This is a genomic window from Paracoccus alkenifer (assembly GCF_900108405.1).
GTDB classification, from domain to species: domain Bacteria; phylum Pseudomonadota; class Alphaproteobacteria; order Rhodobacterales; family Rhodobacteraceae; genus Paracoccus; species Paracoccus alkenifer.
This window is the reverse complement of record NZ_FNXG01000001.1, coordinates 808,795-835,712: the sequence shown is the minus strand read 5'-3', so window position 1 is coordinate 835,712 and position 26,918 is coordinate 808,795. Positions and strand designations below refer to the sequence as shown.

The window sequence follows — 26,918 nt, the reverse complement described above, 5'->3', positions numbered from 1 at the left end:
ACTTCGTGCCTCCCCCGGGATATTTGGGACCGCCCGAAGAGCAAGCGGCGGCCGGCCTCGTCTTTGGTGTGAAAATATCCCGGGGGTGCGGGGGCTGGCCCCCGCTGCGGCAGCGACGTTGCGAGACCGCGGCGCGGGACGGCAGCGCCTCACGCAATCATTCCTAGCGCCATCCGAGCATCCGCGCTATCCTGCCGCCCAGACCCGGGCCAAACCGGGCACAGAGCAGAGGCAGTGACAGCGGTGAACCCATGACCGAGATGGTCTTTGGCGCCACGCCCGTGCGGGTGGGCGATCCGATTCTTCCGCGCTGGTGGCGCACGGTGGACAAATGGTCGCTGGGCTGCGTGGTGGCGCTGTTCGCGCTGGGGCTGCTCCTGGGGCTTGCCGCCTCGGTGCCGCTGGCGGAACGCAACAACCTGCCCTCGTTCTATTACGTCACCCGGCAGGCGGTGTTCGGTGGCGTGGCGCTGGCGGTGATGCTGGTGATTTCCATGCTGTCGCCGCAGATGGTGCGCCGGCTGGGGGTGCTGCTGTTCGCCGGCGCGTTCCTGGCGGTGCTGGCGCTGCCGGTCATCGGCACCGATTTCGGCAAGGGGGCGACGCGCTGGCTCAGCCTCGGCTTTGCCTCGGTGCAGCCGTCCGAGTTCCTCAAGCCCGGGTTCATCGCGCTGTGTGCCTGGTTCATGGCCTCGTCGCAGGCGGTGGGCGGGCCGCCCGGGCGGCTCTATTCCTTTTTCGTCGCCGCGGTGGTGATCGGGCTCTTGGCGATGCAGCCGGACTTTGGCCAGGCCTCGCTCGTGCTGTTCGCCTGGCTGGTGATGTTCTTCGTCGCCGGGGCGCCGGTGGTGCTGATTTCCGGCACCATCGGGCTGGCGGGCCTTGGCGGCATGTTCGCCTATGCCAACAGCGAGCATTTCGCCCGCCGCATCAACGGGTTTCTGTCGGCCGAGGTCGATCCGCGCACCCAGATCGGCTATGCTACCAACGCCATTCAAGAGGGCGGATTTTTCGGCGTCGGCGTGGGCGAGGGCACGGTAAAGTGGTCGCTGCCCGACGCCCATACCGATTTCATCATCGCCGTCGCCGCCGAAGAGTTCGGCTTTGTCATGGTGATGACCATCATCGCGCTATACGGAGCCGTGGTCATCCGCTCGCTCTTGCGGCTGGTGGGGGAACGCGACCCCTTTGCCCGCATCGCCGGGGTGGGGCTGGCCTGCGCCTTTGGCGTGCAGGCGCTGATCAACATGGGCGTCGCGGTGCGGCTGCTGCCGGCCAAGGGGATGACGCTGCCCTTTGTCAGCTACGGCGGCTCGTCGGTGATCGCCTCGGGGATCACGCTGGGGATGCTGCTGGCGCTGACCCGCGCGCGCCCCCAGAACGTGCTGTCCGACGTGCTGGGGCGGGCAGGCAGATGAGCGGGGGGCGTCTGGCGCTGATCGCAGCCGGGGGCACCGGCGGCCACATGTTTCCCGCGCAGGCGCTGGCCGAGCGGCTGCTGGCCGAGGGCTGGCGGGTCAAGCTGTCCACCGACGACCGGGGCGCGCGCTATGCCGCGGGTTTCCCGCCGCAGGTGGTGCGCGAGATCGTGCGCTCGGCCACGCCGGCGCGGGGCGGCGCGCTGGGCAAGCTTGCCGCGCCATTCCGCATCGGGCAGGGGCTGGCGGCCGCCGTCCGGACCATGCGCCGCGACCGGCCCGCGGTGGTTGTGGGTTTCGGGGGCTACCCCTCGATCCCGGCGCTGGGGGCGGCCTCGCTGCTGGGGGTGCCGCGGATGATCCATGAACAGAACGGCATCATGGGGCGGGTGAACCGGATCTTTGCCCGCCGCGTGGACCGCGTGGCCTGCGGCATCTGGCCGACCGAGCTGCCCGAGGGGGTCGGCGGCACCCATGTCGGCAACCCCGTGCGTCAGGCGGTGCTGGACCATGCCGCCGCGCCCTATCAGCCGCCGGGCGACGGCCCGCTGCATCTGCTGGTGATCGGCGGCAGCCAGGGCGCGCGCCGCCTGTCCGACGTGGTGCCCGCCGCCGTTGCCGCCCTGCCGCCGGACCTGCGCGCGCGGCTGACCGTCAGCCATCAGGCCCGCGCCGAGGACGCCGACCGCGTCACCCGCGCCTATGCCGATGCCGGCATCACGGCCGAGGTGCAGCCCTTTTTCGCCGATGTCCCCGAACGCATGGCCCGCGCGCAGCTGGTGGTCAGCCGGGCCGGCGCCTCGTCGCTGGCGGATCTGACGGTGATCGGGCGGCCGGCGATCCTCATCCCTTACCCTTCGGCCGCCGGGAACCACCAGTCGGCCAACGCCCGCGCATTGGCGGAATCCGGCGCAGCGGTGCTTTTGCCGGAATCGGTGCTGGACACCGAAAGCCTGACGCGCGATCTGCGGGCGATCCTGACGGACAGCCAGCGCGCCTGCACCATGGCCCAGGCCGCGCTTTCGCTGGGTCGCCCCGATGCGGCGGCCCGACTGCATGACCTTGTGACGGAACTCAGCCCATGAACGCAGCCACCAAACTTCCCGGAGAACTCGGCCCGATCCATTTCGTCGGCATCGGCGGCATCGGGATGTCCGGCATCGCCGAGGTGCTGCTGACGCTGGGCTACAGCGTGCAGGGGTCGGACGCGAAACGCTCCAAGATCACCGACCGGCTGGAGCGGCTGGGCGCCACCGTGTTCGAGGGCCAGCGCCCCGAAAATCTGGGCGAGGCCGGGGTGGTGGTGATCTCGACCGCGATCCGCCCCGGCAATCCCGAGCTGGAAGAGGCGCGCCGCCGCGGCCTGCCCGTCGTGCGCCGGGCCGAGATGCTGGCCGAGCTGATGCGACTGAAATCGAACATCGCCATCGCCGGCACCCACGGCAAGACCACGACCACCACCATGGTGGCGACGCTGCTGGACGCGGGTGGGCTGGACCCGACGGTCATCAACGGCGGCGTGATCCACGCTTACGGCTCGAACGCGCGCGCGGGCGCCGGCGAATGGATGGTGGTCGAGGCCGACGAATCCGACGGCAGCTTCAACCGCCTGCCCGCCGACATCGCCATCGTGACCAACATCGACCCCGAGCATATGGAGCACTGGGGCAATTTCGACGCGCTGCGCAAGGGCTTCACCGATTTCGTGTCGAACATCCCGTTTTACGGGCTGGCGGTCTGCTGCACCGACCACCCCGAGGTGCAGGGGCTGGTCGGCCGCCTGACCGACCGCCGCGTCGTCACCTTTGGCTTCAACGCGCAGGCGGATGTGCGCGCGGTCAACCTGCGGTATGAGAACGGCATCGCGCATTTCGACGTGGCATTGCAGGGCGAACGGGCCGAGGACGGCGAGTTTCCGGTGATCGAGGGCTGCACCCTGCCGATGCCGGGCGACCACAATGTCTCGAACGCGCTGGCTGCCGTCGCGGTGGCCCGGCATCTGGGGATGAAACAGGCCCAGATCCGCGAGGCGCTGGCCGGATTCGCCGGGGTCGGGCGTCGCTTTACCAAGGTGGGCGAGGTCGGCGGCATCACCATTATCGACGATTACGGCCACCACCCGGTGGAAATCGCCGCCGTGCTGAAAGCCGCGCGGCAGGCGACCAGGGGGCGGGTGATCGCCGTCCACCAGCCGCACCGCTATTCGCGGCTCGCCTCGCTTTTCGACGATTTCTGCACCTGCTTCAACGAGGCCGACGTGGTCGCCATCGCCGAGGTCTACGGCGCGGGCGAAGACCCGATCCCCGGCGCCGAACGCGACGATCTGGTGGCCGGGCTGATCGCGCATGGCCACCGCCACGCCCGCGCGGTGATGGACGAGGGCGATCTTGAACGGCTGGTGCGCGAACAGGCGCGGCCGGGCGACATGGTGGTCTGCCTTGGTGCGGGCACGATCTCGGCCTGGGCCAATGCCCTGCCGGAACGTCTGACCGAAAGGGCTGCGTGAAATGCCGCAGGAATTTGCACTGATCGCCGCAATCGCCGTCACCTTGCCGGGGCTTGCCGCATGGCTGGCCGGCCGTCGCTTTGGGCTGGCCGGGCTGTTGGGCGCGCTGGCGCTGCTTGCCATAATCGCCGTCCCCAGCTGGATCATCACCCGCGACGTCCTGACCGGAGATTCGCAGGTCCGCCGCGCCGGCATGATCTTTTTCGTGATCGTGCCGGGCATCGTGTCGCTGATCCTGGGCGCCGTCTTCGGCTTTTGGGAGGCCAACCGCCGCCGCTGACGCCCTGCGGGGCCAAGGGCTTCGGGCGGTTGGAAATATCCTCCGGGGGTCCGGGGGTGGAAAACCCCCGGTCGCAGCCGCGCCATCTGGCCCGCCCCCGCAGATATGTGCAAAAGACAGCCATGAACACAATTCCCGACCTGCGCGGCACGCTGACGCAAACCCGCTCGCTTGCCGATCTGACCTGGCTGCGGGTGGGCGGCCCGGCGGACTGGCTGTATCAACCCGCCGATCCCGACGACCTGGCGCTGTTTCTGCGCGAACTCGCCCCCGGCGTCCCGGTGTTCCCGATGGGTGTCGGCTCGAACCTGATCGTGCGGGACGGCGGCATCCGCGGGGTGGTGATCCGGCTGGGCCGGGGCTTCAACAGCATCGAATGCGACGGCGACCGGGTGATCGCCGGGGCCGCGGCGCTGGACGCCCATGTCGCGCGCCGCGCGGCCGAGTCGGGGCTGGACCTGACCTTTCTGCGCACCATCCCCGGCAGCATCGGCGGCGCCGTGCGCATGAACGCCGGCTGCTATGGCACCTATGTCGCCGATCATCTGGTCGAGGTTCAGGCGATCACCCGCGACGGCCGCGCCGTGACCCTGCCCGCGGCCGATCTGCAACTGGGCTATCGTTCCTCGACCCTGCCACCGGGCTGGGTGCTGACCCGCGCCATCTTCCGCGCCGATCCCGGCGACCCCCAGGCGCTTGCCGCCCGGATGGAGGACCAGCTTGCACGCCGCGACGCCACCCAGCCCACCCGCGAGCGCAGCGCCGGCTCGACCTTTCGCAACCCCGCCGGCTTCAGCTCGACCGGGCGCGAGGATGACAGCCACGAGCTGAAGGCGTGGAAGCTGATCGAGGATGCCGGGCTGCGCGGCCACCGGCTTGGCGGCGCGCAGATGAGCGAAAAACACCCCAATTTCCTGATCAACACCGGCACCGCCACCGCCGCCGACCTTGAATCGCTGGGCGAACTGGTGCGCGCCCGGGTGCGCGAAACCTCGGGCCATGAGCTGTTGTGGGAGGTCGTGCGCATCGGCGACCCGCTGCCTGACCCGTAGCCGGCCGACGTTCGCCGCAAAGTTGCGCGCGACATCGCAGAAACCCCCTTCACGCCCCGCCGCTTTGCCCGTATGATTCCCGGCAAGGTGCCGCAAAGGTGCCGCAACCGGGGCGTGAACGTGCGCCCATGAACACAGCCCGGCCAACCGGGCGAAAGGCAGATGTGGCGGGCAGGTCGAGCAGGACAGCCCACACCGTAGCGGTCCTGATGGGCGGCCCCTCGGCAGAACGCGAGGTGTCGCTGTCGTCGGGGCGCGAATGCGCGGATGCGCTGCGGGTGGCAGGGTTTCAGGTGGTCGAGATTGCTCTTGGCCCGGACGAATCGGCAACGCTGCCGGCGCGCCTGGCCGAGGCGCGCCCCGATGTCGTGTTCAACGCCCTGCACGGCCGCATGGGCGAGGACGGCCGCGTCCAGGGCCTGCTGGAATGGCTGGGCTATCGCTATACGCATTCGGGGGTGCTGTCCTCGGCGCTGGCCATGGACAAGACCCGCACCAAGCAGGTCTATCGCGAAGCCGGGCTGCCGGTGGTCGACAGCGTGATCGCCGACGCGGCCGAGGTGCGCGCGCGCCATGTGCTGCCGCCGCCCTATGTGGTCAAGCCCAACGACGAAGGCTCGTCCGTCGGGGTCTATATCGTGCATCCGGGCGACGCGCCGCCTGCGCTTTCGGACGACATGCCCGCGCAGGTGATGGTGGAAACCTATGCGCCGGGGCGCGAGCTGACCACCTCGGTCATGGGCGACCGGGCGCTGGGGGTGACCGAGATCGTCACCGAAGACTGGTATGATTACGCCGCGAAATACACCGTCGGCGGCTCGCGCCACATCATCCCGGCCGAGATCCCGGCCGAGATCACGGCCGCCTGCCTTGACTACGCCGTGCGCGCGCATCGGGCGCTGGGCTGCGCCGGGCTGTCGCGCACCGATTTTCGCTGGGACGAATCGCGGGGGCTGGACGGGCTGGTGCTGCTGGAAACCAACACCCAGCCGGGGATGACCCCGACCTCGCTGTCGCCCGAACAGGCCCGGCAGCTGGGCATCACCTTTCCCGAACTGTGCCGCTGGATGGTCGAGGACGCGCTGTGTCGGGATTGAAGCATCTGACCGCCGCCTTCAGCGCCGCGGCCCCGCCTGCACCCGCGCGCCGCCCCGGTGCCCGCCCGCCGCCCGCCGCCCGCACCGCGCGGCGCGAGCCGGGGCCGTCGCGGCTGGCCTATCGGCTGAACCGGCTGTGGCTGACCCCGTTCTATCGGCGGCTCTTGCGCATCGGCCTGCCGCTGCTGCTGGTTGCGGCCGTCACCGGGCTGTGGCTGTCGGATGAAACCCGCCGCGCCAACCTGACCGGCGGCGTCGCGGCGCTGGTCGAGAACATCCAGTCGCGCGAGGCTTTCATGGTGCGCAAGATGGAGATCGAGGGCGCCTCGCCCGCCGTGGACCGCGCGCTGCGCGCCATGCTGCCGGTGAACTTGCCGGCGTCGAGTTTCGACATCGAGCTGCGCGACCTGCGCCAGGCGGTCGAGCGGCTGGACGCCATCGAAAAGGTCGAATTCCGCATCCGTCCCGGCGGGATCCTGTCCGCCGTGGTGGTCGAGCGTGAGCCCGCGATCTTGTGGCGCCATGCCCGCGGGCTGGACCTGCTGGATGCGCAGGGGCACCGGGTCGCCTCGGTCACCTCGCGCGAGGTGCGCCGCGACCTGCCGCTGATCGCGGGCGAGGGCGCGGCCCGCCATACGGGCGAGGCGCTGGCCCTGATCGACGCCGCCGGCCCGATCCTGCCGCGGCTGCGCGGGCTGGAACGGGTGGGTGAGCGGCGCTGGGACGTGGTGCTGGACCGCGGCCAGCGCATCATGCTGCCGACCGAACGCCCGCTGCCGGCGCTGCGCCGGGCGCTGGCGATGGACCGCGAGGACGCGCTGCTGGCGCGCGACGTGACCGTGATCGACCTGCGCGACCCCTCGCGGCCGGTGCTGCGCATGGGGCTGGCCGCGCAGAACACCCTGCGCCGCGCGGCCGGGCTGCCGGAAATCGACGCGGACGGAAATCTGATCGAGCCGGAAGAGGGCGGCGCCAAGACCGCCGCGGCCGGCAATGCGGCCCGCCGGGGCGGCTAGGGCGACAGGAAACGGGGGGCAAGGGATGCGCGATCTTTACGAAGCTCAACGGGCGATGCGGCAGGCGCGCCGCGCCGCGATGGCCCGCGGTGTGCTGGCGGTGCTGGATATCGGCACCTCGAAAGTCACCTGCATCGTGCTGCAATTCGACGGTCCCGGCCAGTTCCGCGAATCCGACGGGGTGGGGCCGATGGCCGGGCAGTCCTCGTTCCGGGTGATCGGCCAGTTCACCACCCAGTCGCGCGGCGTCCGCTATGGCGAGATCGAGACCATGGCCGAGACAGAGCACTGCGTGCGCCACGCGGTGCAGGGTGCGCAGAAACAGGCGGGTGTCCGCGTCGATCACGTCATCGCCACGATTTCCGGCGCGCGCCCTGCGTCCTACGGGCTGGCGGGGGAAATCGCGCTGCGGTCCGGCAAGGTCACCGAAGAGGACGTGGCCGCGGCGCTGGCCGCTTGCGAGGTGCCCGATTTCGGCCGCAATCGCGACGTGCTGCATGCGCAGCCGGTGAATTTCGCCGTCGATGCGCGGTCCGGCCTGTCCGACCCGCGCGACATCGTGGGCGACCGGCTGGCGGTCGACATGCATGTGCTGACCATCGACGGCTTTGCGGCCTCGAATCTGGTGCAATGCGTGCAGCGCTGCGATCTGGAACTGGCCGGGGTCGGCTCGGCCGCCTATGCGGCGGGACGGGCGGCACTGGTCGAGGACGAACAGGAACTGGGCGCGGCCTGCGTGGACATGGGCGGCGGGGTCACCGGGGTGTCGCTGTTCTTGAAAAAGCACATGCTGTTTGCGGATGCAGTGCGGATGGGCGGCGATCTGGTGACCCGCGACATCAGCGCCGGTCTGCGGGTGCCCCTGGCGACGGCCGAGTGGCTCAAGACCCGCCACGGCGGGCTTGAGGCCACCAATCGCGACGACCGCGAGATGATCGACGTGACGCCCGAGCGCGACGAGCACTGGGACGGCGAGCGCCGCACCGTCAGCCGCGCCGACCTGATCGGCATCATGCGCCCGCGGGTCGAGGAAATCCTCGACGGGGTGCGCGAGGTGCTGGAGGTGGCGGGTTTCGACCAGATGCCGTCGCGGCAGGTGGTGCTGACGGGTGGCGCCAGCCAGATTCCGGGGCTGGACGGGCTGGCCATGCGGATCCTGGGGCAGAATGTGCGCATCGGGCGACCGCTGCGCATCCACGGGCTGGCCCAGCAGCATACCGCGCCGTGCCACGCGGCGACGGTCGGGCTGGCGCTGCATGCAGCCAACCCGCAGGACGAATGGTGGGATTTCGAGATGCCGGTCGAACGGGCGGGGGTTGTGGGCCTGCGCCGGGCGTATCGGTGGTTCCGCAACAACTGGTGAACATGATTGCGCAGGCGCCCACCACAGCTTGCGCGATAGGCGATATACCGCCAGAAGGCGCATTTGATGGCCCATATCTTGTGGATATGTGCTGATTCGGAAGTGACGACCGGGCGGAATCTGTTACCCTGCGCAGGCAGCACAGGGGAATCGACCGGGCGCCCACGACCCGGCAGGAAACACGAAAAGGGCAGGCGGCGATGAATCTCAACCTGATGATGAACGACGACGAAGAACTGCGCCCGCGGATCACCGTCTTTGGCGTCGGCGGCGCGGGGGGCAACGCCGTCAACAACATGATCGAAAAACAGCTGGACGGCGTGACCTTTGTCGTCGCCAACACCGACGCTCAGGCGCTGTCGCAAAGCCATGCCGAAAGCCGCGTCCAGCTGGGCCCCAATGTGACCGAAGGTCTGGGCGCCGGCGCCAAGCCCGCCATCGGCGCGCAGGCCGCCGAGGAAACGATCGAGGACATCGTCGATCACCTGATGGGCGCGCATATGTGCTTCATCACCGCCGGAATGGGCGGCGGCACCGGCACCGGCGCGGCCCCGATCATCGCGCAGGCCGCCCGTGAAATGGGCATCCTGACCGTCGGCGTGGTGACCAAGCCGTTCCAGTTCGAGGGATCGAAGCGGATGCGGCAGGCCGATGAAGGGGTCGAGACCCTGCAAAAGGTCGTCGATACCCTCATCATCATCCCGAACCAGAACCTGTTCCGGATCGCCAACGAAAAGACCACCTTCACCGAAGCCTTCGCCATGGCCGACGACGTTCTGTATCAGGGCGTCAAGGGCGTGACCGACCTGATGGTGCGCCCCGGCCTGATCAACCTCGACTTTGCCGACGTGCGCGCGGTGATGGACGAGATGGGCAAGGCGATGATGGGCGCCGGCGAGGCGACCGGCGAAAACCGCGCGGTCGAGGCCGCCGAAAAGGCCATCGCCAACCCGCTGCTGGACGAAATCAGCCTGCACGGCGCCAAGGGCGTGCTGATCAACATCACCGGCGGCGACGACCTGACCCTGTTCGAGATGGACGAGGCTGCCGAGAAGATCCGCGAAAAGGTCGATCCCGACGCCAACATCATCGTCGGCTCGACGCTGGATCCCAACATGCAGGGCGCGGTGCGCGTCTCGGTTGTGGCCACCGGTATCGATTCGGCGGCTGCGGCCGAAGCTCCGGCCCCGCGCCGCGGCATGAAGGAACCCCTGACCCAGAACCCGACCATGGGTCGCGCCCCCGCCGTTGCGTCCGCGCCCGAGGACCACGACGTGCCGCCGCGTCGCACTCCGGTCATGGAAAGCCCCGCCGCGCGCCCGGCCCCGGTTGCCGAAGACCTGCCCGAACCGGCCTATCGCCCCGCAGCCGAGCGCGCGCCCGAGCCGATGGCCGAGCGCCAGCCCCCGCGCGCCGCGCTGGACACGCGCAGCATCGACCAACGGCTGAGCGATCCGGCCAGCGAGTTCACCGCCCCGACCCGCCCGCAGGCCCCGCGCGGCGAGCCGGGCCAGGCCGTGCGCGAGCGTCTGGACCGTGCGATCAACCGTGAACCCGCGCGCGAGGGCCTGTCCGCCCCGCGTCGTCCGGCCGCTGCCGAAGCGCCGTCCGCGCAGGGCCGCATGTCGGGGCTGGGCCGGATGCTGAACCGGGTTGCCGGTGCCTCGACCGAGGCCGAGCCGCCGCGCCCGGAAACCATCGCCGAACGGGTCAGCGACCGCATGGCCCGCGCGCGGCAGGCCGAAACCGATTTCGACAATCTCGCCTCGCCCGACGCGGCGCAGGACAATGTCGAGATCCCGGCCTTTCTGCGCCGACAGGCAAACTGAGGCCGCAGGCCGTCACTTGACCGTGACCGTGATCACAACCCCAAGGGGCCGCTGTTGCGGCCCCTTTCTCTTTCAGATGAAGGGGATAGAGGTAAAAACCTACATTCCCGCACGGCCCCGGCCGCGGATGTTTCAAAGAGTCATAATTCGTTAATTGAGGGTTGGGCGGCAGCTTCCTAACTGAGGATCATCGGGATGCAGACAACTGATCCCGTTGAAGGAATGGACAGAACTATGCAGGCCACTCTTGCAACCCCGGCCCGGTTCACGGGCGTCGGTCTCCACTCGGGGAAACCCGCGCGGCTGGTCATCAACCCGGCCCCGGCCGGGCATGGCATCGTGTTCCGCCGCACCGACCTTGGGGACGTGCGGATTCCGGCGCTGTGGGATCATGTCGAACCGTCGGTGCTGTGCACCCTGCTGCGCGGCAAGGGTGGGGCCAGCGTGTCCACGGTGGAACATGTGATGGCGGCGCTGGCCGGCACCGGCGTGCATAACGCACTGATCGACATCGACGGCCCCGAGGTTCCGATTCTGGACGGCTCGGCCGCGCCCTTTGTGCAGGGGATCCTGCAAGCGGGGCTGCGGTTATCGCCCGAGCCGCTGCGCGCGATCCGCGTGCTGCGCCCGGTCGAGGTGCGCCAGGGCGAGGGCTTTGCGCGGCTGGACCCGGCCGAACGCTTCGGCATGGAATTCGCCATCGACTTTACCGACGCAGCCATCGGCCGGCAGGAAAAGCGGCTGGACCTGGCCAACGGCGCCTTTGTCCGCGAGCTGATGGATTCGCGCACCTTCTGCCGGCAGGCCGATGTCGATTCGATGCAGGCCAGCGGGCTGGCGCTGGGCGGCACCTATTTCAACGCCGTGGTGGTGGACGGCGACCGGGTGCTGTCGCCCGGCGGGCTGCGCCACCGCGATGAACCCGTGCGCCACAAGATGCTGGATGCGGTGGGCGACCTGGCGCTGGCCGGCGCACCGCTGCTGGCGCGCTATACCGGCAACCGCGCCGGCCACGCGATGACCAACCGCCTGCTGCGCAAGCTGTTTGCGACCCGGGGCGCCTGGGAATGGACCGTGCTGTCGCCCGAGGCGCAGGGCCGGATGCTGGGCGCCGGGGTGCAGGGTCATGAACCCGCCCCCGCCAAGACCGAATCGCGCGCCTGCGCCGTGGCTTAGCCCGCCTTGACCGTCCCGCGCCGGCACCGTCCGACGCGGGACTTTCACTGCGACTTGCCCTTTTGCGCGCCTCCATGTTGTGTGATACGAGGGCCTGTCGCCAGCTTTGCGCGGGCGACAGGGCCGCATCTCGACGGGACGGACAGAACGAACATGGCATTCAGCAAGACGCGCCTCGTGCTCATGGCAGTCGCGGTGTCCCTTTCGCTTGCGGCCTGCGGCGGGGGGGGCACCCCGGCCAGCAAGGGCGAGGCGCTGGACAATTTCACCGCCGAAGAGATCTACAAGCGCGGCGAATACGCGCTGGAAAACGAGCGCAAGCCCAAGGATGCCGTCCATTATTTCAGCGAGGTCGAGCGGCTCTATCCCTATTCGGAATGGGCCAAGCGCGCGCTGATCATGCAGGCCTATTCCTATCACCGCGCCCGCCAATACGAAGAGGCGCGCGGCGCCGCCCAGCGTTTCCTGGACAATTATCCGGGCGACGAGGACGCGGCCTATGCGCAATATCTGCTGGCGCTGTCCTATTACGACCAGATCGACGACATCGGCCGCGATCAGGGCCTGACATTCCAGGCGTTGCAGGGCCTGCGCGACGTGATCGAACGCTATCCCGACACCGAATACGCCCGCTCGTCGGTGCTGAAATTCGACCTGGCCTTTGACCATCTGGCGGCCAAGGAAATGGAGATCGGGCGCTATTACCTCAAGCGCGGCCATTACACCGCCGCGATCAACCGCTTTCGCGTGGTGGTCGAGGAATTCCAGACCACCACCCACACCCCCGAGGCGCTGATGCGGCTGACCGAGGCCTATCTGGCGCTGGGGCTGACCGACGAGGCGCAGACCGCGGGCGCGATTCTGGGCCACAACTTCCGGTCCTCGCCGTTCTATCAGGACGCCTATGCGCAGCTGCGCGGCCGCGGGCTTGAGGCGACGGCCAAGGGCGACAGCTGGCTGACGCAGGTTTATCGGCAGGTCATTCAGGGCAAGTGGCTCTAGCCGCAGGCCGGGTGCGACTGGGCGAGGGCGCGGATGCTTCGGACGCTGGACATACGCGACATGCTGCTGATCGACCGGCTGTCGCTGGATTTTGCCCCCGGGCTGAACGTGCTGACCGGGGAAACCGGCGCGGGCAAGTCGATCCTGCTGGATTGTCTGGGTTTCGTGCTGGGCTGGCGCGGCCGGGCCGAGCTGGTGCGCGCCGGTGCCGCGCAGGGCGAGGTGACGGCGGTGTTCGACCTGCCCGCCGACCACCCCGCGCGGGCGGTTCTGGATGATGCCGGGATCGAGGCCGGGGACGAGCTGATCCTGCGCCGCGTGAACGCCACCGACGGGCGCAAGACCGGCTGGGTCAACGACCGCCGCGTCTCTGGCGAGGTGCTGCGGGCGCTGTCGGATGCGCTGGTAGAACTGCACGGCCAGCATGACGACCGCGGGCTTTTGAACCCCCGCGGGCACCGGCAGCTGCTGGATGCGTTCGGCGGGCTGGACCTTGCCCCGCTGCGCGCCGCATGGGGCCAGCGCCGACAGGCCGCAGCGGCGCTGGCCGACGCCGAGGCCGCGCTGGAGGCAGCCCGCGCAGAGGAAGATTTCCTGCGCCACGCCGTGGCCGAGCTGGAAAAGCTGGACCCGCAGCCCGGCGAGGAAGAAACGCTCGACATCGCGCGGCGCGGGATGCAGGCGGCCGAGCGGGTGCGCGGCGACGTGGCCCGCGCCTTGCAGATGCTGGCGGGCGAGCCCTCGCAGCCCGGCGCCGAGGGGCTGATCGTCGAGGCTGCGCGCTGGCTGGAAGGCGCCGCGGACAAGATGGGCGACAATTCCGCCGAAGGGCTGGACGAGCCGCTGGCGGCGCTGTCGCGCGCCTCGATCGAGCTGGGCGAGGCCACGCGCGCCATCGAGGACGCGCTGGCCGCGATGGAGTTCGACCCCGCCACGCTGGACGCGACCGAGGAACGGCTGTTCGCCCTGCGCGCGCTGGCCCGCAAGCACGACGTGCTGCCCGACGATCTTGCCACGCTGGCCGGTGATCTGTCGGCGCGGCTGTCGGCGCTGGACGCGGGCGAGGCGCGGCTGGGCGATCTGCAACGCGCCGTGGCGGATGCTGATGCCGCCTATGGTGCGGCGGCTGACGCATTGGGCGTAGCCCGACGCGCGGCGGCCAAGCGGCTCGATGCCGCGATGGCGGCCGAACTGGCGCCGCTGAAGATGGAGCGCGCGGTGTTCCAGACCCGCATCAGCGACGGCGAGCCCGGCCCCGAGGGGCGCGATGTGGTCAGCTTCACCGTCGCGACCAACCCCGGGGCGCCGTCCGGGCCGCTGGACCGCATCGCATCAGGCGGCGAGCTGTCGCGGTTTTTGCTGGCGCTCAAGGTTTGTCTTGCGCGTGGGGGCGAGCCGCTGGTGATGATCTTTGACGAAATCGACCGCGGCGTCGGCGGGGCCACCGCCGATGCGGTGGGCCGGCGGCTGGCACGGCTGGCAGGCGGCGCGCAGGTGCTGGTCGTCACCCATTCGCCGCAGGTCGCGGCGCTTGGCCAGCAGCATTTCCGCGTCGCCAAATCGGTGGCGGACGGGATGACCACCTCGCGCGTGACTGCGCTGGATGCGGGCGAACGGGTCGAGGAGCTGGCCCGGATGCTCGCGGGCGAGGAAATCACCCCGGCCGCGCGGGCGGCGGCCGAGGCCTTGCTGGCGGCCGGGCGGCAGGACTAACGCCCGCGCCGCCCGGCGATGTGTCAGCCCCGTGTCAGCCCTTGCGGCCGCGCGCCGACAGCCGCGGCAGCATGGCCGAGAAATCCTGCCCGCGGCCGTCCTCATTCTCGACAAACTCGGTGTAAAGCGCGGCGGCCAGCTGCCCCATGGGCGTGTCGGCATCGGCGCTTTCCGCGGCCTGCTGCGACAGCCGCAGGTCTTTCAGCATCAGCTCGGCCGCGAAACCGGGCTTGTAGCCGTTGTCGGCGGGCGAGGTCGGCCCCACCCCCGGCGCCGGGCAATAGGCGTTCATCGACCAGCTGTAGCCCGACGAGGTGGACACCACGTCGAACATCTTTTGCCGGTCCAGCCCCAGCTTGTCGGCCAGCGCGAATGCCTCGCAGGTAGCGATCATGGTCACGCCCAGGATCATGTTGTTGCAGATTTTCGCCGCCTGACCCGCGCCGGATTCGCCGCAATGCACGGCCTTTTGCCCCATGATGTCGAACAGCGGGCTGACCGTGGCGAAAGCCGCGTCCGAGCCGCCGACCATAAAGGTCAGGGTGCCGCCGGCCGCGCCGCCGACCCCGCCCGAGACCGGCGCGTCCAGCGCCCCCAGCCCGGCCGCGACCGCCTGTTCGGCAACCGCGCGGGCGCTGTCCACATCGACAGTCGAACAGTCGCACAGCACCGCGCCCGCAGCCATGGCCGGGATCACCTCGGCCGCGACGGCGCGCAGGATCTGCCCGTTGGGCAGCATGGTGATGACGACCTCGGCGCCGGCTGCGGCCTCGGCGGCGCTGGCGGCGGGGGTCACGCCCTCGATCTGCGGGGCCGCCAGGTCAAAGCCTGCGACCTGATGCCCGGCGGCGGCCAGGTTGCGGGCCATCGGGCCACCCATGTTGCCCAGGCCGATGAATCCGATCTTCATGTTCAGTTCTCCCATGTCAGCTCTTGGGGGCCGAGATCGGCCAGCATGGCGGCGACCGCATCCGGGTCCGCGGGGGCGGACCATTTCGGCTTGCGGTCCTTGTCGATGATCTGGGCGCGCACGCCCTCAAGGAAATCGCTGGATTCGGTGGCGCGATGGGTAAAGCGGTATTCGCGGCTAAGCGAATCCTGCACCCTGGCATCATTGCGGGCGGCGCGGACCATCACCAGCGTCGCCTCCATCGACTGGGGCGAGTTGCGGCCGATGGGTTTCAGCGAATCCTCGTCGCCCGCGTCCTTGAGCGCGGCGGTGATTTCGGCCACCGTCTCGGCGTCATAGGCCGACAGGTCGCGGGTCGCGAGCGGCGCGGGCGGAGGCGTCTGCCCTTGCAGCGCCGCCATGTCGCCGGTGTCGGCAAGGCGATCCTTGACGGCGTCCCATTCGGCCTCGGGCAGATAGAGGTCGGCAAAGCGCGCGTGGATCGCGTCGCCCGCCCCCATGCGGGCCCCGGTCAGCCCCAGATATTCGCCGATGCGGCCCGGAGCGCGCGCCAAGAGCCACGTCCCTCCCACGTCGGGGATCAGCCCGATGCCCGATTCCGGCATCGCCACCTGCGTCGTGTCGCCGACCACCCGGTGGCTGGCATGGCCGCCCAGGCCCACGCCGCCGCCCATGACAAACCCCTGCATGAAGGCGACGATGGGTTTCGGATAATCGGCGATGGCCGCGTTCATCTGGTATTCGTCGGAAAAGAACCGTCGGCCGACGCCGTGGTCGCCCTCGCGGCCGCCGTGATAGACTGCGGCGATGTCGCCGCCGGCGCAGAAGGCGCGGTCGCCCTCGGCGTCGAGGATGACCAGCTTGACCGCGGGGTCGTCGCGCCATTCGTCCAGCGCCGCGTGGACCGCGTTCGCCATCTCGTGGGTCAGCGCGTTCAGCGCCTGCGGGCGGGTCAGGGTGATGCGGCCGGCATTGCGGTCGCGGCGGATATCAAGGTCTTTCATCAGCCCCTCTCGGACAGCATGGCGCGGCTGACGATCAGCCGCATGATTTCATTGGTGCCTTCTAGGATCTGGTGGACCCGCAGGTCGCGGACGATCTTTTCCACCCCGTAGTCGGCCAGATAGCCGTAACCGCCATGCAGTTGCAGGCACTGGTTCGCGACCTCAAAGGCGCTGTCGGTGACGTAAAGCTTGGCCATGGCGCAGAACTTGGTGGCGTCGGGCGCGTTCTGGTCCAGCTTCCACGCGGCCTGGCGCAGGAAGATGCGGGCGGATTGCAGCGCGACCTCCATTTCGGCCAGACGGAATTGCAGCGCCTGGAACTGATCCAGCGTTTTGCCGAAAGCCTTGCGTTCGCCCATATAGGTCAGGGTGCGGTCCAGCGCGGCCTGCGCGCCCCCAAGCGCGCCGGCGGCGATGTTCAGCCGGCCGCCGTCCAGCCCGGCCATGGCATAGGTAAAGCCGCGGCCTTCTTCGCCCAGCAGGTTTTCGGTCGGAATCACGCAGTCGTCGAACTGCACAAGGCTGGTCGGCTGCGCCTGCCAACCCATCTTGCGTTCCAGCGCGCCAAAGGACAGGCCGTGGGTGCCATCCTCGATCACCACGGCGGAAATGCCCTTGGGGCCGTCCTCGCCGGTGCGGACCATGGCGATATAGACGTCCGAATAGCTGCCGCCGGAAATGAACGCCTTGGCCCCGTTCAGGCGCCAGCCTTCGTTCGTGCGCTCGGCGCGCGTGCGCAGCGCGGCGGCGTCCGAGCCGCTGCCGGGTTCGGTCAGGCAGTAGGAAAACACCTTTTCCATGCTGCACAGCGCGGGCAGCCAGCGTCCCTTGTCCTCGGGGCGGCCGAACTTGTCGATCATCCCGCCGCACATGTTGTGGATCGACAGGAACGAGCCGACCGAGGGGTCGGCCATTGCCAGCGCCTCGAACACCAGCGTCGCATCAAGCCGCGACAGCCCCGAGCCGCCGTATTCCTCGGACACATACAGCCCGCCAAAGCCAAGCTCGGCGATGCGGGGCCACAGATCCTTGGGAATGGTGCCCGCGGTTTCCCATTCCGACGAATGGGGCGCGATATGTTCGGCCCCGAAGTCGCGCGCCATGTCAAAGATGGCCTGCTGTTCCTCGGTCAGTGCGAAATCCATGAATGCTCCCCTTTACGTGTCGTCTCGTGTTGCCTTTGGGCTATTGCGGCAGTGTTGCAGAATGATTGCAGGGTGTTGGCGTCTAGCGGCGGGGCGGAGTCCAGCCGGCGGGCGGCAGGCCGCGGCGGTTCATCCGCACCAGCAGCCCGGCGATGGTGCCCGCAGCGATGGCGATGGTCAGGTCGGTGAACACGGTCAGCGCCAGGGTCAGCAGCAGCACCGCGCGGTCGCCGCGGCGGGCGCGCAGATATTCGCCCCAGCGGCCGGGTTCGGCCATGTTCCAGGCGGTCAGCACCAGCACCGCGGCCAGCGCCGGCATCGCCAGATAGCCGGCCAGCGGCGCGGCCAGCAGCATCACCAGCAGGATCGCCAGCGCATGGACCACGCCTGCGACCGGGGTGCGCCCGCCCGCGCGCACGTTGGTGGCGGTCCGGGCGATGGCGCCGGTCGCCGGCAGGCCGCCGAAAAAGACCGAGCCGATATTGGCGATGCCCTGCGCCATGATCTCGGCATTGGGGCGGTGCTGGCCGCCGACCAGCCGGTCCGCGACCATGGCCGACAGCAACGATTCGATCCCGGCAAGGAATGCGATGGTCAGCGCCGAGGGCAGCAGCGCGCCCATCCGCGCCAGCGTGATGCCTGCGGGCAGGGCGGGGGCGGGCAGGGTGCGCGGCAGCTCGCCAAACTGCGAGCCCAGCGTTTCCACCGGCAGGCCAAAGGCCGCGACCAGCGCCGAGCCCGCGGCGATGGCCACGATCAGCCCCGGCAGCCGCGGCGCGGCGCGGCGCAGCACCACGATCAGCGCCAGCGTGAACAGGCCGACGCCGACATCCGCCCAGCCGGCCGACGCGCGCGCCTGCCACAGCACCGGGATCTTTTCCAGCATGGCGGCGGGGACGGCCCCGGTTTCCAGCCCGAAGAAATCGGCGATCTGGCTGGCGGCGATGATCACCGCGATGCCGATGGTAAAGCCGCTGATGACGGGTTCGGGGATCAGGCGGATCAGCCCGCCGACCCGCAGCAGCGCCGCCAGCACCAAGAGCGCCCCGGCCATCAGCGTGGCGATCAGCAGCCCGTCTAGCCCATGGTTCTGGATGACGCTGTAGACGACGACGATGAACGCGCCGGTCGGCCCGCCGATCTGCACCCGGCTGCCGCCGAAGATGGAAATCAGCAGCCCCGCCACGATCGCGGTCACCGGCCCCGTCGCCGGCGGGGCCCCCGAGGCGATGGCGATCGCCAGGCTCAGCGGCAGCGCCACCATCGCCACCGTGATCCCGGCAAGGACATCGGCGCGCAGCGTCGGCGCGTCGTAATCCTTGAGCATCGTGACGATCTTGGGGGTCAGCATGGCAAAAAGCCCGGGATTGGAAAACGCCCCGCAACATGAAAGCTGCGGGGCGCGGGGTCAATCGGCGCGGATCAGTCCATCGCCTTGAAGTTGAAGGCCGAGCCTTCCTTGATGCCGCTGGGCCAGCGGCTGGTGACCGTCTTGGTGCGGGTGTAGAAGCGGAAGGCGTCCGGCCCGTGCTGGTTCAGGTCGCCAAAACCGGATTTCTTCCACCCGCCAAAGGTGAAATAGGCCAGCGGCACCGGAATCGGCACGTTGATCCCCACCATGCCGATGTTGCAGCGGCTGGCAAAGTCGCGGGCGGTGTCGCCGTCGCGGGTAAAGATCGCGGTGCCGTTGCCGTATTCATGGTCCATCGCCAGCTTCAGCGCCTCGTCATAGGTCTTGGCGCGGATGGTGGTCAGCACGGGGCCGAAGATCTCGGTCTTGTAGATGTCCATGTCGGGGGTGGCGTGGTCGAACAGATGCGGCCCGACAAAGAACCCGTCCTCATACCCTTGCAGGTTGAAATCGCGGCCGTCCACCACCAGTTTCGCGCCCTGCTCGACGCCGGTTTCGACCAGCCGCAGGATGTTTTCCTTGGCGGCGGCAGTCACCACCGGGCCGTAATCCACGTCGTCGCCGGCGGTATAGGGGCCGACCTTCAGCTTTTCGATGCGCGGCACCAGCTTTTCGATCAGGCGGTCGGCGGTTTCCTCGCCCACCGGGACCGCGACCGACAGCGCCATGCAGCGTTCGCCGGCGGCACCGTAAGCCGCGCCGACCAGCGCGTCGGCGGCCTGGTCCAGATCGGCGTCGGGCATGATGATGGCGTGGTTCTTGGCCCCGCCAAAGCACTGGGCGCGCTTGCCGGTCGCCGCCGCGCGTTCATAGATATACTGCGCAATGGGGGTCGAGCCGACAAACCCGACCGCCTGGATGACGTCGCTGTCCAGCAGCGCATCCACCGATTCCTTGTCGCCATGGATGACCTGCAACACGCCGTCGGGCAGCCCGGCCTCTTTGAACAGCGCCGCGATCATGTTCGGGACGGTGGGGTCACGCTCGGACGGCTTGAGGATCACCGCGTTGCCCGAGGCCAGCGCCGGCCCCAGTTTCCACAGCGGGATCATGGCCGGAAAGTTGAACGGAGTGATCGCGGCGACCACGCCCAGCGGCTGGCGCATCGAATACATGTCGATGCCGGGGCCGGCGCCGTCGATGTATTCGCCCTTGAGCAGCTGCGGCGCGCCGATGGAATACTCGATCACCTCAAGCCCGCGCTGGATGTCGCCCTTGGCGTCGGGAAAGGTCTTGCCGTGCTCGGACGACAGCATCTCGGCCATCTTGTCCATGTCGCGGTTCAGCAGGTCCACCATCTTCATCATCACCCGCGCGCGGCGCTGCGGGTTGGTGGCGCCCCAGCCGACCTGCGCTTCGGCTGCGCGGGCGATGGCGGCGTCGACCTCGGCCTTGCTGGCCAGATCGACCTTGGCCTGAACTTCGCCGGTGGCGGGATTGTAGACATCGGCGGTGCGGCCGGACGTGCCGGGCGCTTCCTTGCCGTCGATCCAGTGATGAACGGAACGCATGACAGATCTCCCCTGATTGCGTGCGCAGATTAGCCTTGCGCAAACGCCTGCGTAAAGCGACGATCCAGCCAAACGGTTTTGCATTTCTGCAAAGGTGGGGCGATGGACTGGGACGATCTGCGCATCTTTCTGGCCGTCGCACGCGAGGAATCGCTGTCGCGGGCCGGGCGGCGGCTGGGGATGGATGCCTCGACCATGGGGCGGCGGGTGGCGCGGCTGGAAACCGCGCTGGGCCGCGTGCTGTTTGCCAAGACCCCGCAAGGCTATGCGCTGACCCCCGAGGGCACTGCCCTGATCCCCCATGCCGAGGCGGCTGAAACCGCCGCCCATGCCGCAGGCGAGGCGCTGACCGGCGCCGGGCTGACCGGGCAGCTGCGCATCGGCGCGCCCGACGGCTGCGCCAACTATCTGCTGCCGCAGCTGGCAGCGCGGATGATGCGCGACCATCCGGGGCTGGAAATCCAGATCGTCGCCCTGCCGCGCGTTTTCAACCTGTCGCGCCGCGAGGCCGACATGGCCATCGCCGTCAGCCGCCCACGCACCGGCCGCGCCACCGTGCAGAAGATCGTCGATTATCAGCTGCATCTGGCCGCGCATGAGGACTATCTGCGCCGCCACCCGCCGATTCGCAGCCGCGCCGACCTGCGCGGGCACAGCATGATCGGCTATATCCCCGACATGATCTTTGACCGCGAACTGGACTATCTGCGCGAAACGGGGGCGGATCACGCCGCGCTGACCTCGAATTCGGTCAGCGTGCAGTTGCAGGCGATACGGGCGGGGGCGGGGCTGGGGATCGTCCACGATTTCGCCATCCCCTTTGCGCCCGGCGTGCAGCGGGTGCTGGCCGGCGATATCTCGCTGCGCCGGTCGTTCTGGCTGCTGCGGCCGGGCGATGACATGCGGTCGGGCCGGCTGGCGCGGCTGGCCGAAGAAATCGCGCAGGGCCTGCGGCGCGAGCTTGGGCGGTTGGAAGCCCAGGTGCAGATGCAGGAAAAGCGCACCCTTGACGAAACGATCTGTCGCGGCAACGCTGGATTGTGAAACGACCGCTAAAGGGGTGCGCCATGATCGTGAAGCAGATCCTAGCCATGAAAGCCGGACCGGATGAAATCGTGACGATTGCCCCCGATACCTCTGTGGCCGAGGCCACCCGGCTGCTGGCCGAGCGTCGGATCGGGGCGGTGGTGGTATCCTCGGACGGCAGGACTCCGGACGGAATCCTGTCGGAACGCGACATCGTGCGCGAGTTGGGCCGCGGCGGCGGCGCCGTGCTTGATCGCAAGGCCAGCGAGCTGATGACCCGCAACGTCAGCACCTGCCTGTGCGGCGACGACGCCCTGACCGTGCTGGAGCGGATGACCAAGGGCCGGTTCCGCCATGTGCCGGTGGTGGACGACGACGGAAAGATGCTGGGCGTGATCTCGATCGGCGACGCGGTGTTCGCCCGGCTCAGCGAGCTGGCGGCCGAGCAAGAGGCGCTGACCGGAATGATCATGGGCAACTGACGGCGATTGCTGCGCCGCGGCGCTTGCAAACAGCGGTTATTTGCGTTTTGCAGCATGACGAAACCGTGAACGGAGCAATCCCATGCGCATCGGCCTTTACCCCGGCACCTTCGACCCCATCACCCTGGGCCATGTCGACATCATCCAGCGGGCGACGACGCTGGTGGACCGGCTGGTGATCGGCGTGGCGATCAACCGCGACAAGGGGCCGCTGTTCACGCTGGAACAGCGCGTCGCCATGGTCGAGGCCGAATGCGCCGCGATCACCCGCGCCTGCGGGGTCGAGATCATCGTCCACCCGTTCGAGAATCTGCTGATCGACTGCGCCCGCGACGTGGGCGCAAGGGTGATCGTGCGCGGCCTGCGCGCGGTGACCGATTTCGAATATGAATTCCAGATGGTCGGCATGAACCGGGCGCTGGATGACAGCGTCGAGACAGTCTTTCTGATGGCCGACGCCAAGCGGCAGGCGATCGCCTCGAAACTGGTCAAGGAAATCGCCCGATTGGGTGGCGACGTGTCCAAGTTCGTGACGGCCCCGGTCAACGACGCACTTCGGAACAAGTTTCCTGACAGTAACGGAGCGAAACCCGGATGACCGATGTCCCGGACCCGAGGCCGATCCCCGACCCGACGCGCCCGCCGCTGCCCGACCCGGCGCCCGATCCCGCACCCGGAGAAGGGCCCGGAGATCCCGACCGGCCCTATCGCCCGGCCGAGGTCCGCCATGACATCGCCGCCGACCGCATTCCCGACCCGGCGCTGGTCGGTCTTGATGTGATCGGCGATTCGCTGCGCGCCGGCTGGCGGGATTTTCGCCGCGCCCCGGCCTTCGGGCTGTTCTTTTCGCTGTTCTATGTTCTTGGCGGGCTGGTGCTGGCGGCGGTCGCGCTGGCCATGGGGCAGGAATGGTGGCTGATTCCCTTTGTCGTCGGCTTTCCGCTGATCGCGCCCTTTGCCGCCGTCGGACTGTATGAGGTCAGCCGCCGCATCGAATCGGGGCTGCCGCTGGACTGGCGCAGCGTGGTGGGCGCGGTTTTCGCGCAAAAGGACCGGCAGGTGCCCTCGATGGCGATGGTGATCCTGCTGATGTTCATGTTCTGGGTGTTCGTCGCGCACACCATATTCGCCATGTTCATGGGGGTGCAGTCGCTGACCAACATCACCAGCTCGCCCGAATTGCTGTTTCAGGGCCGCGGGCTGGCGATGCTGGCGGTCGGCACCGCGGTGGGCGCGGGGTTCGCGGCGGTGCTGTTTGCAATGACCGTGGCGGGGTTGCCGCTGCTGCTCGACCGCGAGGTCGATTTCATCTCGGCCATTATCGCCAGCGTCGGCGCGGTGGTGGCCAATCCGCTGGTCATGGTCCTGTGGGCGGCGCTGATCGCGGCGATCATGTTCGCCGGCATCCTGCCGCTGTTTCTGGGGCTGTTCGTCGCCCTGCCGGTGCTGGGCCACGCCAGCTGGCACATGTATCGCCACCTGCTGCCGGACGAGGACGAATAACCGGCGCTTTCCCGCGCGGTTGCGACAGCTGAGACCGGGAACAACGAAAACGGGCGCCGCAAAGGGCGCCCGTCTGGATTTCTGCCGGTGGCGTGGGTCAGGCGTCCGTGTTGGCCTTGGGCGCGACCGGAGGCGCCAGTTTCGGCGTCACGCCGCTGCCCAGCGGGTCTTCCTGACGCTGGACCGAGCCCTCGAAATGCGCGCCCGATTCGATGGCGATGGTCTTGTGGACGATGTCGCCCTCGACCCGCGCGGTGGCCGACAGCCGGACCTTGAGCCCGCGGACCCGGCCGACGACGCGCCCGTTCACGATGATCTCGTCGGCGACGATTTCGCCGCGGATGGTGGCGCTGTCGCCGACGGTCAGCTGATGGGCGCGGATGTCGCCTTCGACCGTGCCTTCGATTTGCACGTCGCCTTGGGTGGTGATGTTGCCCTTGACCGTCAGGTCGCTGGACAGGACCGACGGACCCGAGCGCTGGGTGGTGCTGCGGGCCGGCGGCGGCGCATAGTCCACGGGGGTGTCGATGACGGGGCGGCCCGGCTCCGTTTCCGGGGTCTGGGTGCGGGGTCCGGGTTCAGTGACGCGTGTCTTAGAAAACATTCTGTGCGGCCTTAATGAAACTCATGGGGTCCACGGCCTTCCCGTCCACACGCACTTCGTAATGCAGATGCGGACCGGTCGATCGGCCGGTGTTGCCAATATCACCGATAAGCGTGTTACGCGAGACTTTCTGACCCGCTTTCACGCGGATTTTGGAAAGATGCCCGTAACGGGTCTCGGTGCCCAGCTCGTGCTGGATCTTGATGAGGTTGCCATAGCCGCGCTGCCAGCCGGCAAAGGTCACCACGCCATCGCCCGTGGCAAAGACCGAGGTGCCGGTCGGCGCCGCAAGATCGACACCCTGATGCTGCCGGCCCCAGCGCGCCCCGAACCCCGAGCTGAAACGGAACGCCGATTTCACCGGCATCGCCAGCGGCAACTTGCTGACCGCGATGCGATAGTTGTTGAAGTTCCCCAGCGAGACCATGACCTCTTGGGCGCGGGCCTCGTTTTCGGTGATGGCGGCGTTGCCGCGGGTCGAATAGCCCATGGGCGTCAGCGGACCGCCGGTGCCTTCGTAGCCCTTGCGGACCGTGGCCAGCAGCCGGTCGCTGTCGACGCCGACTTTTTTCATCATGTCGTCCAGCGGCTTGACCGATTGTTCGACCGCGGCCTCAAGCTGGGCAAAGATTTCTTCGTTGCGGCGCAGGATCTCGTCGCGCTCGACCTCGAGCGCCTCGGCGGTGCGCACGGCCTCGATCGCGCGCTGGTCGGCCTCGGCGCTGCGGGCGGCGATGGATTCCAGTTCGCCCGACAGGATGTCCAGCGCCACCGACATGTCCCCGTCAGGATCCGCCGTGCCCAGAGTGCCCGCTGCGGCCAGCCGCCGGTCCGTTTCCGCGTTGCGGGCCAGCGCATCATGCAACGATGCCTGGATGGCGCCGATGCCGCTTTCCAGTTCGCGGCGCTTTTCCTCGGATGCGAGCAGCTGCGTCTGCATCGCGGAAAGCTGGTCCAGCGCGGCGGTAAAGCGGGTCTGCGCCGAGGCGGCCTCGGCCGCGCGGGCATCGCGTTGCGCCACCAGCTCGGCCAGCTGCGCCTGTGTGGCGGTGGTCGCGGCGGCCTGCGGGCCGGTGCCCGCTGCCCCCAGCGTGTCCAGCGCCAGAATCGAGGTCGCCACCGCGGCCCAGCCCGCCACCAGCACGATGCCGCACCGACGCAAAAGCCGCCGGCGGCGACCTGTCAGGGCAGCGGTGTCCGGGATGGAGGAAGGGGGCGTTCCGGTCATGCAGGGCGATCCGATCTTGATGTCCAAGGGCTTTGCCCCGCAGTCGCGTTTTCCTAAAGGAAACCGTGGCAACGGTGCAACGGTCGAAATTTTCCTGCCCGGCAATCGGCGGAAATGCGCCAAAAACAGCGGCGTGATGGAACCCGGACGCGCGGAAAATCGCCGGCAGCGGAAAGCCGTCTTGCGGATCAGGCGATGGCATAGGGCAGGGGGCTGCGCCGGTCGCCCGGAATCGTCACCTCGCGGTCGATGGGCGGCACGGATCTCTGGTGGCAATCCTGCCGCGGGCAGATGCGGCAGCTGACCCCGATCTGTTCGTAGCCGGCAGAGTTCGACACATCCATGTCGTCGGCATAGACCAGCGCCCGCGCATGGGTGATCTCGCAGCCCAGACAGATCGCAAAGCGCCGCACGGGGGCGCGGAACGAGCCGCCCGGCTTGGCCACCTCGCGCGAAAGACACAGATAGCGCACCCCGTCCGGGGTCTGTGCAAGCTGCCGCAGGAACTGGCCCGGGGTTTCAAAGGCGCGATGCACGTTCCACAGCGGGCAGGCGCCGCCAAAGCGGGCGAATTGCAGCCGCGTGGCCGAATGGCGCTTGGTAATCGTGCCGGCCTGGTCGACGCGGACGAAAAAGAACGGAATCCCGCGTTCGCCCGACCGTTGCAGCGTGGACAGGCGATGCGCCACCTGTTCCAGCGAGGCCCCGAACAGATGCGCCAGCCGTTCCAGATCGTGGCGCTCGGCGCGCGCGGCGGAAAGAAAGGCGCGATAGGGCAGCAGGGCGGCGCCGGCGAAATAATTCGCCAGCCCCAGCCGGGCGATGTCGCGGGCGGCCTCGCTGCGGAAACGGGCCAGATCCAGCGTGGCCTCAAGCAGGTCGGCGCGGGTTTCGCGGGCCACCAGGTTGAACAGCTGGAACACCTGCGTCGAGCGGTCGGCCAGCGCGTTCAGCGTCACCGTGTTGCCCTCGCGCAGGAACACCGAACCCGAGGGCAGGTCGGCCGCCTGCACGGTGATTCCGCGCGCTGCCAGCGCCGCCAGCGCCCGGGCCATCGGCTCGGCCCGCTTGCCGTCGGGGCAGGCGAAACGCTCGGCCGCGCGGTCCACGGCGTCGATGTAGTTGTCGCAATAATGGAAGAAATCGCGCACCTCTTCCCAGGGGGAACAGGCGGCGTTCTGGCCGGTGGCGCCAAATGCCTCGTCCAGCGCGGCCAGCCGGTCCTGCCCGGCGCGATGGGCGCGGTAAAGATCCAGGAATGACCGCACCAGCCCCGGCGTGTTCGAGGCCGCCAGCCGCAGGTCGGCCAGCGAGGGCGCGCCGTCGAACAGCGGATCGGCCAGCGCCTCGGCCAGGTCCACCACCATGCGGTCGGCGTCCCCCGCGGCCATCGCCCCCACATCCACCGCAAATTCCGAGGCGAGTTTGAGCAGCACCCCGGCCGAGACCGGGCGGTGGTTGTTTTCCATCTGGCTGAGATAGGGCAACGATACCCCCAGCCGGTCGGCAAAGACCCGCTGCGTCAGGCCGTGGCGGTTGCGGGTCTCGCGCAGCGAGGCCCCGGCATAGATCTTGTGGCGGGCCATCGGCTGCCTCCTCCGGTCGCTTGCAAAGCTGCATAGGCTTTGCAAACTCGGGTTTG

24 protein-coding genes are annotated in these 26,918 nt (G+C 68.8%); 16 read left to right on the top strand and 8 right to left on the bottom strand.

Annotated features, from left to right (window positions below):
* The first annotated feature begins 251 nt into the window (after positions 1-251).
* The 12 genes from BLW83_RS03970 (at position 252) to recN (ending at position 14,452) form a co-directional block, all read left to right on the top strand.
* Positions 252-1,418, top strand: a complete 1,167-nt coding sequence (locus tag BLW83_RS03970; protein WP_090845679.1) for a peptidoglycan glycosyltransferase FtsW — start codon at positions 252-254, stop codon at positions 1,416-1,418.
* On the top strand, positions 1,415-2,503 hold the full coding sequence (gene murG / locus BLW83_RS03965) for an undecaprenyldiphospho-muramoylpentapeptide beta-N-acetylglucosaminyltransferase (protein WP_090845677.1): 1,089 nt from the start codon (positions 1,415-1,417) through the stop codon (positions 2,501-2,503). Before BLW83_RS03970 ends, murG begins: the two co-directional genes overlap by 4 nt.
* On the top strand, positions 2,500-3,924 hold the full coding sequence (murC, locus tag BLW83_RS03960) for a UDP-N-acetylmuramate--L-alanine ligase (protein ID WP_090845675.1): 1,425 nt from the start codon (positions 2,500-2,502) through the stop codon (positions 3,922-3,924). The genes murG and murC overlap by 4 nt, the downstream gene beginning before the upstream one ends.
* Before the next feature lies 1 nt (position 3,925).
* Positions 3,926-4,204, top strand: coding sequence for a hypothetical protein (locus BLW83_RS03955; protein WP_090845673.1), 279 nt, complete (start codon positions 3,926-3,928; stop codon positions 4,202-4,204).
* Between the two features lie 122 nt (positions 4,205-4,326).
* Positions 4,327-5,256, top strand: coding sequence for a UDP-N-acetylmuramate dehydrogenase (murB, locus tag BLW83_RS03950; protein WP_090845969.1), 930 nt, complete (start codon positions 4,327-4,329; stop codon positions 5,254-5,256).
* Positions 5,257-5,465: 209 nt separating this feature from the next.
* Complete coding sequence (locus BLW83_RS03945) at positions 5,466-6,353, top strand: D-alanine--D-alanine ligase (protein ID WP_245728607.1); 888 nt, start codon at positions 5,466-5,468, stop codon at positions 6,351-6,353.
* Positions 6,341-7,369 carry a cell division protein FtsQ/DivIB gene (locus tag BLW83_RS03940; RefSeq protein WP_245728606.1) on the top strand — a complete coding sequence of 343 codons (1,029 nt, stop codon included), beginning with the start codon at positions 6,341-6,343 and terminating at the stop codon, positions 7,367-7,369. Before BLW83_RS03945 ends, BLW83_RS03940 begins: the two co-directional genes overlap by 13 nt.
* 25 nt (positions 7,370-7,394) lie before the next feature.
* Positions 7,395-8,732: a cell division protein FtsA gene (gene ftsA / locus BLW83_RS03935; protein ID WP_090845667.1), complete on the top strand. Its 1,338-nt coding sequence runs from the start codon at positions 7,395-7,397 to the stop codon at positions 8,730-8,732.
* 200 nt (positions 8,733-8,932) lie between these two features.
* Positions 8,933-10,561 carry a cell division protein FtsZ gene (gene ftsZ / locus BLW83_RS03930; RefSeq protein ID WP_090845665.1) on the top strand — a complete coding sequence of 543 codons (1,629 nt, stop codon included), beginning with the start codon at positions 8,933-8,935 and terminating at the stop codon, positions 10,559-10,561.
* 234 nt (positions 10,562-10,795) lie between these two features.
* Positions 10,796-11,737 carry a UDP-3-O-acyl-N-acetylglucosamine deacetylase gene (lpxC, locus tag BLW83_RS03925; protein ID WP_090845663.1) on the top strand — a complete coding sequence of 314 codons (942 nt, stop codon included), beginning with the start codon at positions 10,796-10,798 and terminating at the stop codon, positions 11,735-11,737.
* Between the two features lie 153 nt (positions 11,738-11,890).
* Positions 11,891-12,739: an outer membrane protein assembly factor BamD gene (locus BLW83_RS03920; protein WP_090845661.1), complete on the top strand. Its 849-nt coding sequence runs from the start codon at positions 11,891-11,893 to the stop codon at positions 12,737-12,739.
* Between the two features lie 33 nt (positions 12,740-12,772).
* Positions 12,773-14,452 (top strand): DNA repair protein RecN, encoded by a 1,680-nt coding sequence (gene recN, locus BLW83_RS03915; RefSeq protein ID WP_090845659.1) that lies wholly within the window; start codon positions 12,773-12,775, stop codon positions 14,450-14,452.
* A gap of 34 nt (positions 14,453-14,486) precedes the next feature.
* On the opposite strand, the gene mmsB is transcribed toward recN, so the two are convergent.
* The 5 genes from mmsB to BLW83_RS03890 all read right to left on the bottom strand — a co-directional run bounded on the left by mmsB (position 14,487) and on the right by BLW83_RS03890 (position 20,433).
* A complete protein-coding gene (mmsB, locus tag BLW83_RS03910; protein WP_090845657.1) occupies positions 14,487-15,362 on the bottom strand; it encodes a 3-hydroxyisobutyrate dehydrogenase in 876 nt (291 codons plus the stop codon).
* A 2-nt stretch (positions 15,363-15,364) separates the two neighbouring features.
* A complete protein-coding gene (locus tag BLW83_RS03905) occupies positions 15,365-16,366 on the bottom strand; it encodes an enoyl-CoA hydratase/isomerase family protein (protein WP_090845655.1) in 1,002 nt (333 codons plus the stop codon).
* Positions 16,366-17,511 (bottom strand): acyl-CoA dehydrogenase family protein, encoded by a 1,146-nt coding sequence (locus BLW83_RS03900; protein ID WP_090845653.1) that lies wholly within the window; start codon positions 17,509-17,511, stop codon positions 16,366-16,368. The genes BLW83_RS03905 and BLW83_RS03900 overlap by 1 nt, the downstream gene beginning before the upstream one ends.
* An 82-nt stretch (positions 17,512-17,593) precedes the next feature.
* Positions 17,594-18,862, bottom strand: coding sequence for a SulP family inorganic anion transporter (locus BLW83_RS03895; RefSeq protein WP_090845651.1), 1,269 nt, complete (start codon positions 18,860-18,862; stop codon positions 17,594-17,596).
* Positions 18,863-18,933: 71 nt separating this feature from the next.
* Positions 18,934-20,433, bottom strand: a complete 1,500-nt coding sequence (locus tag BLW83_RS03890; RefSeq protein ID WP_090845649.1) for a CoA-acylating methylmalonate-semialdehyde dehydrogenase — start codon at positions 20,431-20,433, stop codon at positions 18,934-18,936.
* Positions 20,434-20,535: 102 nt separating this feature from the next.
* Here BLW83_RS03890 and BLW83_RS03885 point away from each other — a divergent pair, with 102 nt between their 5' ends.
* The 4 genes from BLW83_RS03885 (at position 20,536) to BLW83_RS03870 (ending at position 23,444) form a co-directional block, all read left to right on the top strand.
* On the top strand, positions 20,536-21,477 hold the full coding sequence (locus BLW83_RS03885) for a LysR family transcriptional regulator (protein ID WP_090845646.1): 942 nt from the start codon (positions 20,536-20,538) through the stop codon (positions 21,475-21,477).
* Positions 21,478-21,500: 23 nt separating this feature from the next.
* Positions 21,501-21,941 carry a CBS domain-containing protein gene (locus BLW83_RS03880; RefSeq protein ID WP_090845644.1) on the top strand — a complete coding sequence of 147 codons (441 nt, stop codon included), beginning with the start codon at positions 21,501-21,503 and terminating at the stop codon, positions 21,939-21,941.
* Between the two features lie 82 nt (positions 21,942-22,023).
* Entirely contained in the window at positions 22,024-22,539 is a 516-nt protein-coding gene (gene coaD, locus BLW83_RS03875) for a pantetheine-phosphate adenylyltransferase (protein WP_090845642.1), read from the top strand.
* A complete protein-coding gene (locus tag BLW83_RS03870) occupies positions 22,536-23,444 on the top strand; it encodes a DUF2189 domain-containing protein (protein ID WP_090845640.1) in 909 nt (302 codons plus the stop codon). The genes coaD and BLW83_RS03870 overlap by 4 nt, the downstream gene beginning before the upstream one ends.
* Before the next feature lie 97 nt (positions 23,445-23,541).
* Here BLW83_RS03870 and BLW83_RS03865 read toward each other — a convergent pair whose 3' ends face one another.
* From BLW83_RS03865 to BLW83_RS03855, 3 genes are all read right to left on the bottom strand, one after another.
* The gene (locus BLW83_RS03865; protein ID WP_090845638.1) at positions 23,542-24,048 is read right to left on the bottom strand and encodes a bactofilin family protein; all 507 of its coding nucleotides are present in this window, start codon (positions 24,046-24,048) and stop codon (positions 23,542-23,544) included.
* Positions 24,038-25,303, bottom strand: coding sequence for a DUF5930 domain-containing protein (locus BLW83_RS03860; protein WP_245728605.1), 1,266 nt, complete (start codon positions 25,301-25,303; stop codon positions 24,038-24,040). The genes BLW83_RS03865 and BLW83_RS03860 overlap by 11 nt, the downstream gene beginning before the upstream one ends.
* Before the next feature lie 161 nt (positions 25,304-25,464).
* Positions 25,465-26,862: a helix-turn-helix domain-containing protein gene (locus BLW83_RS03855; protein WP_090845636.1), complete on the bottom strand. Its 1,398-nt coding sequence runs from the start codon at positions 26,860-26,862 to the stop codon at positions 25,465-25,467.
* Positions 26,863-26,918 lie beyond the last annotated feature (56 nt).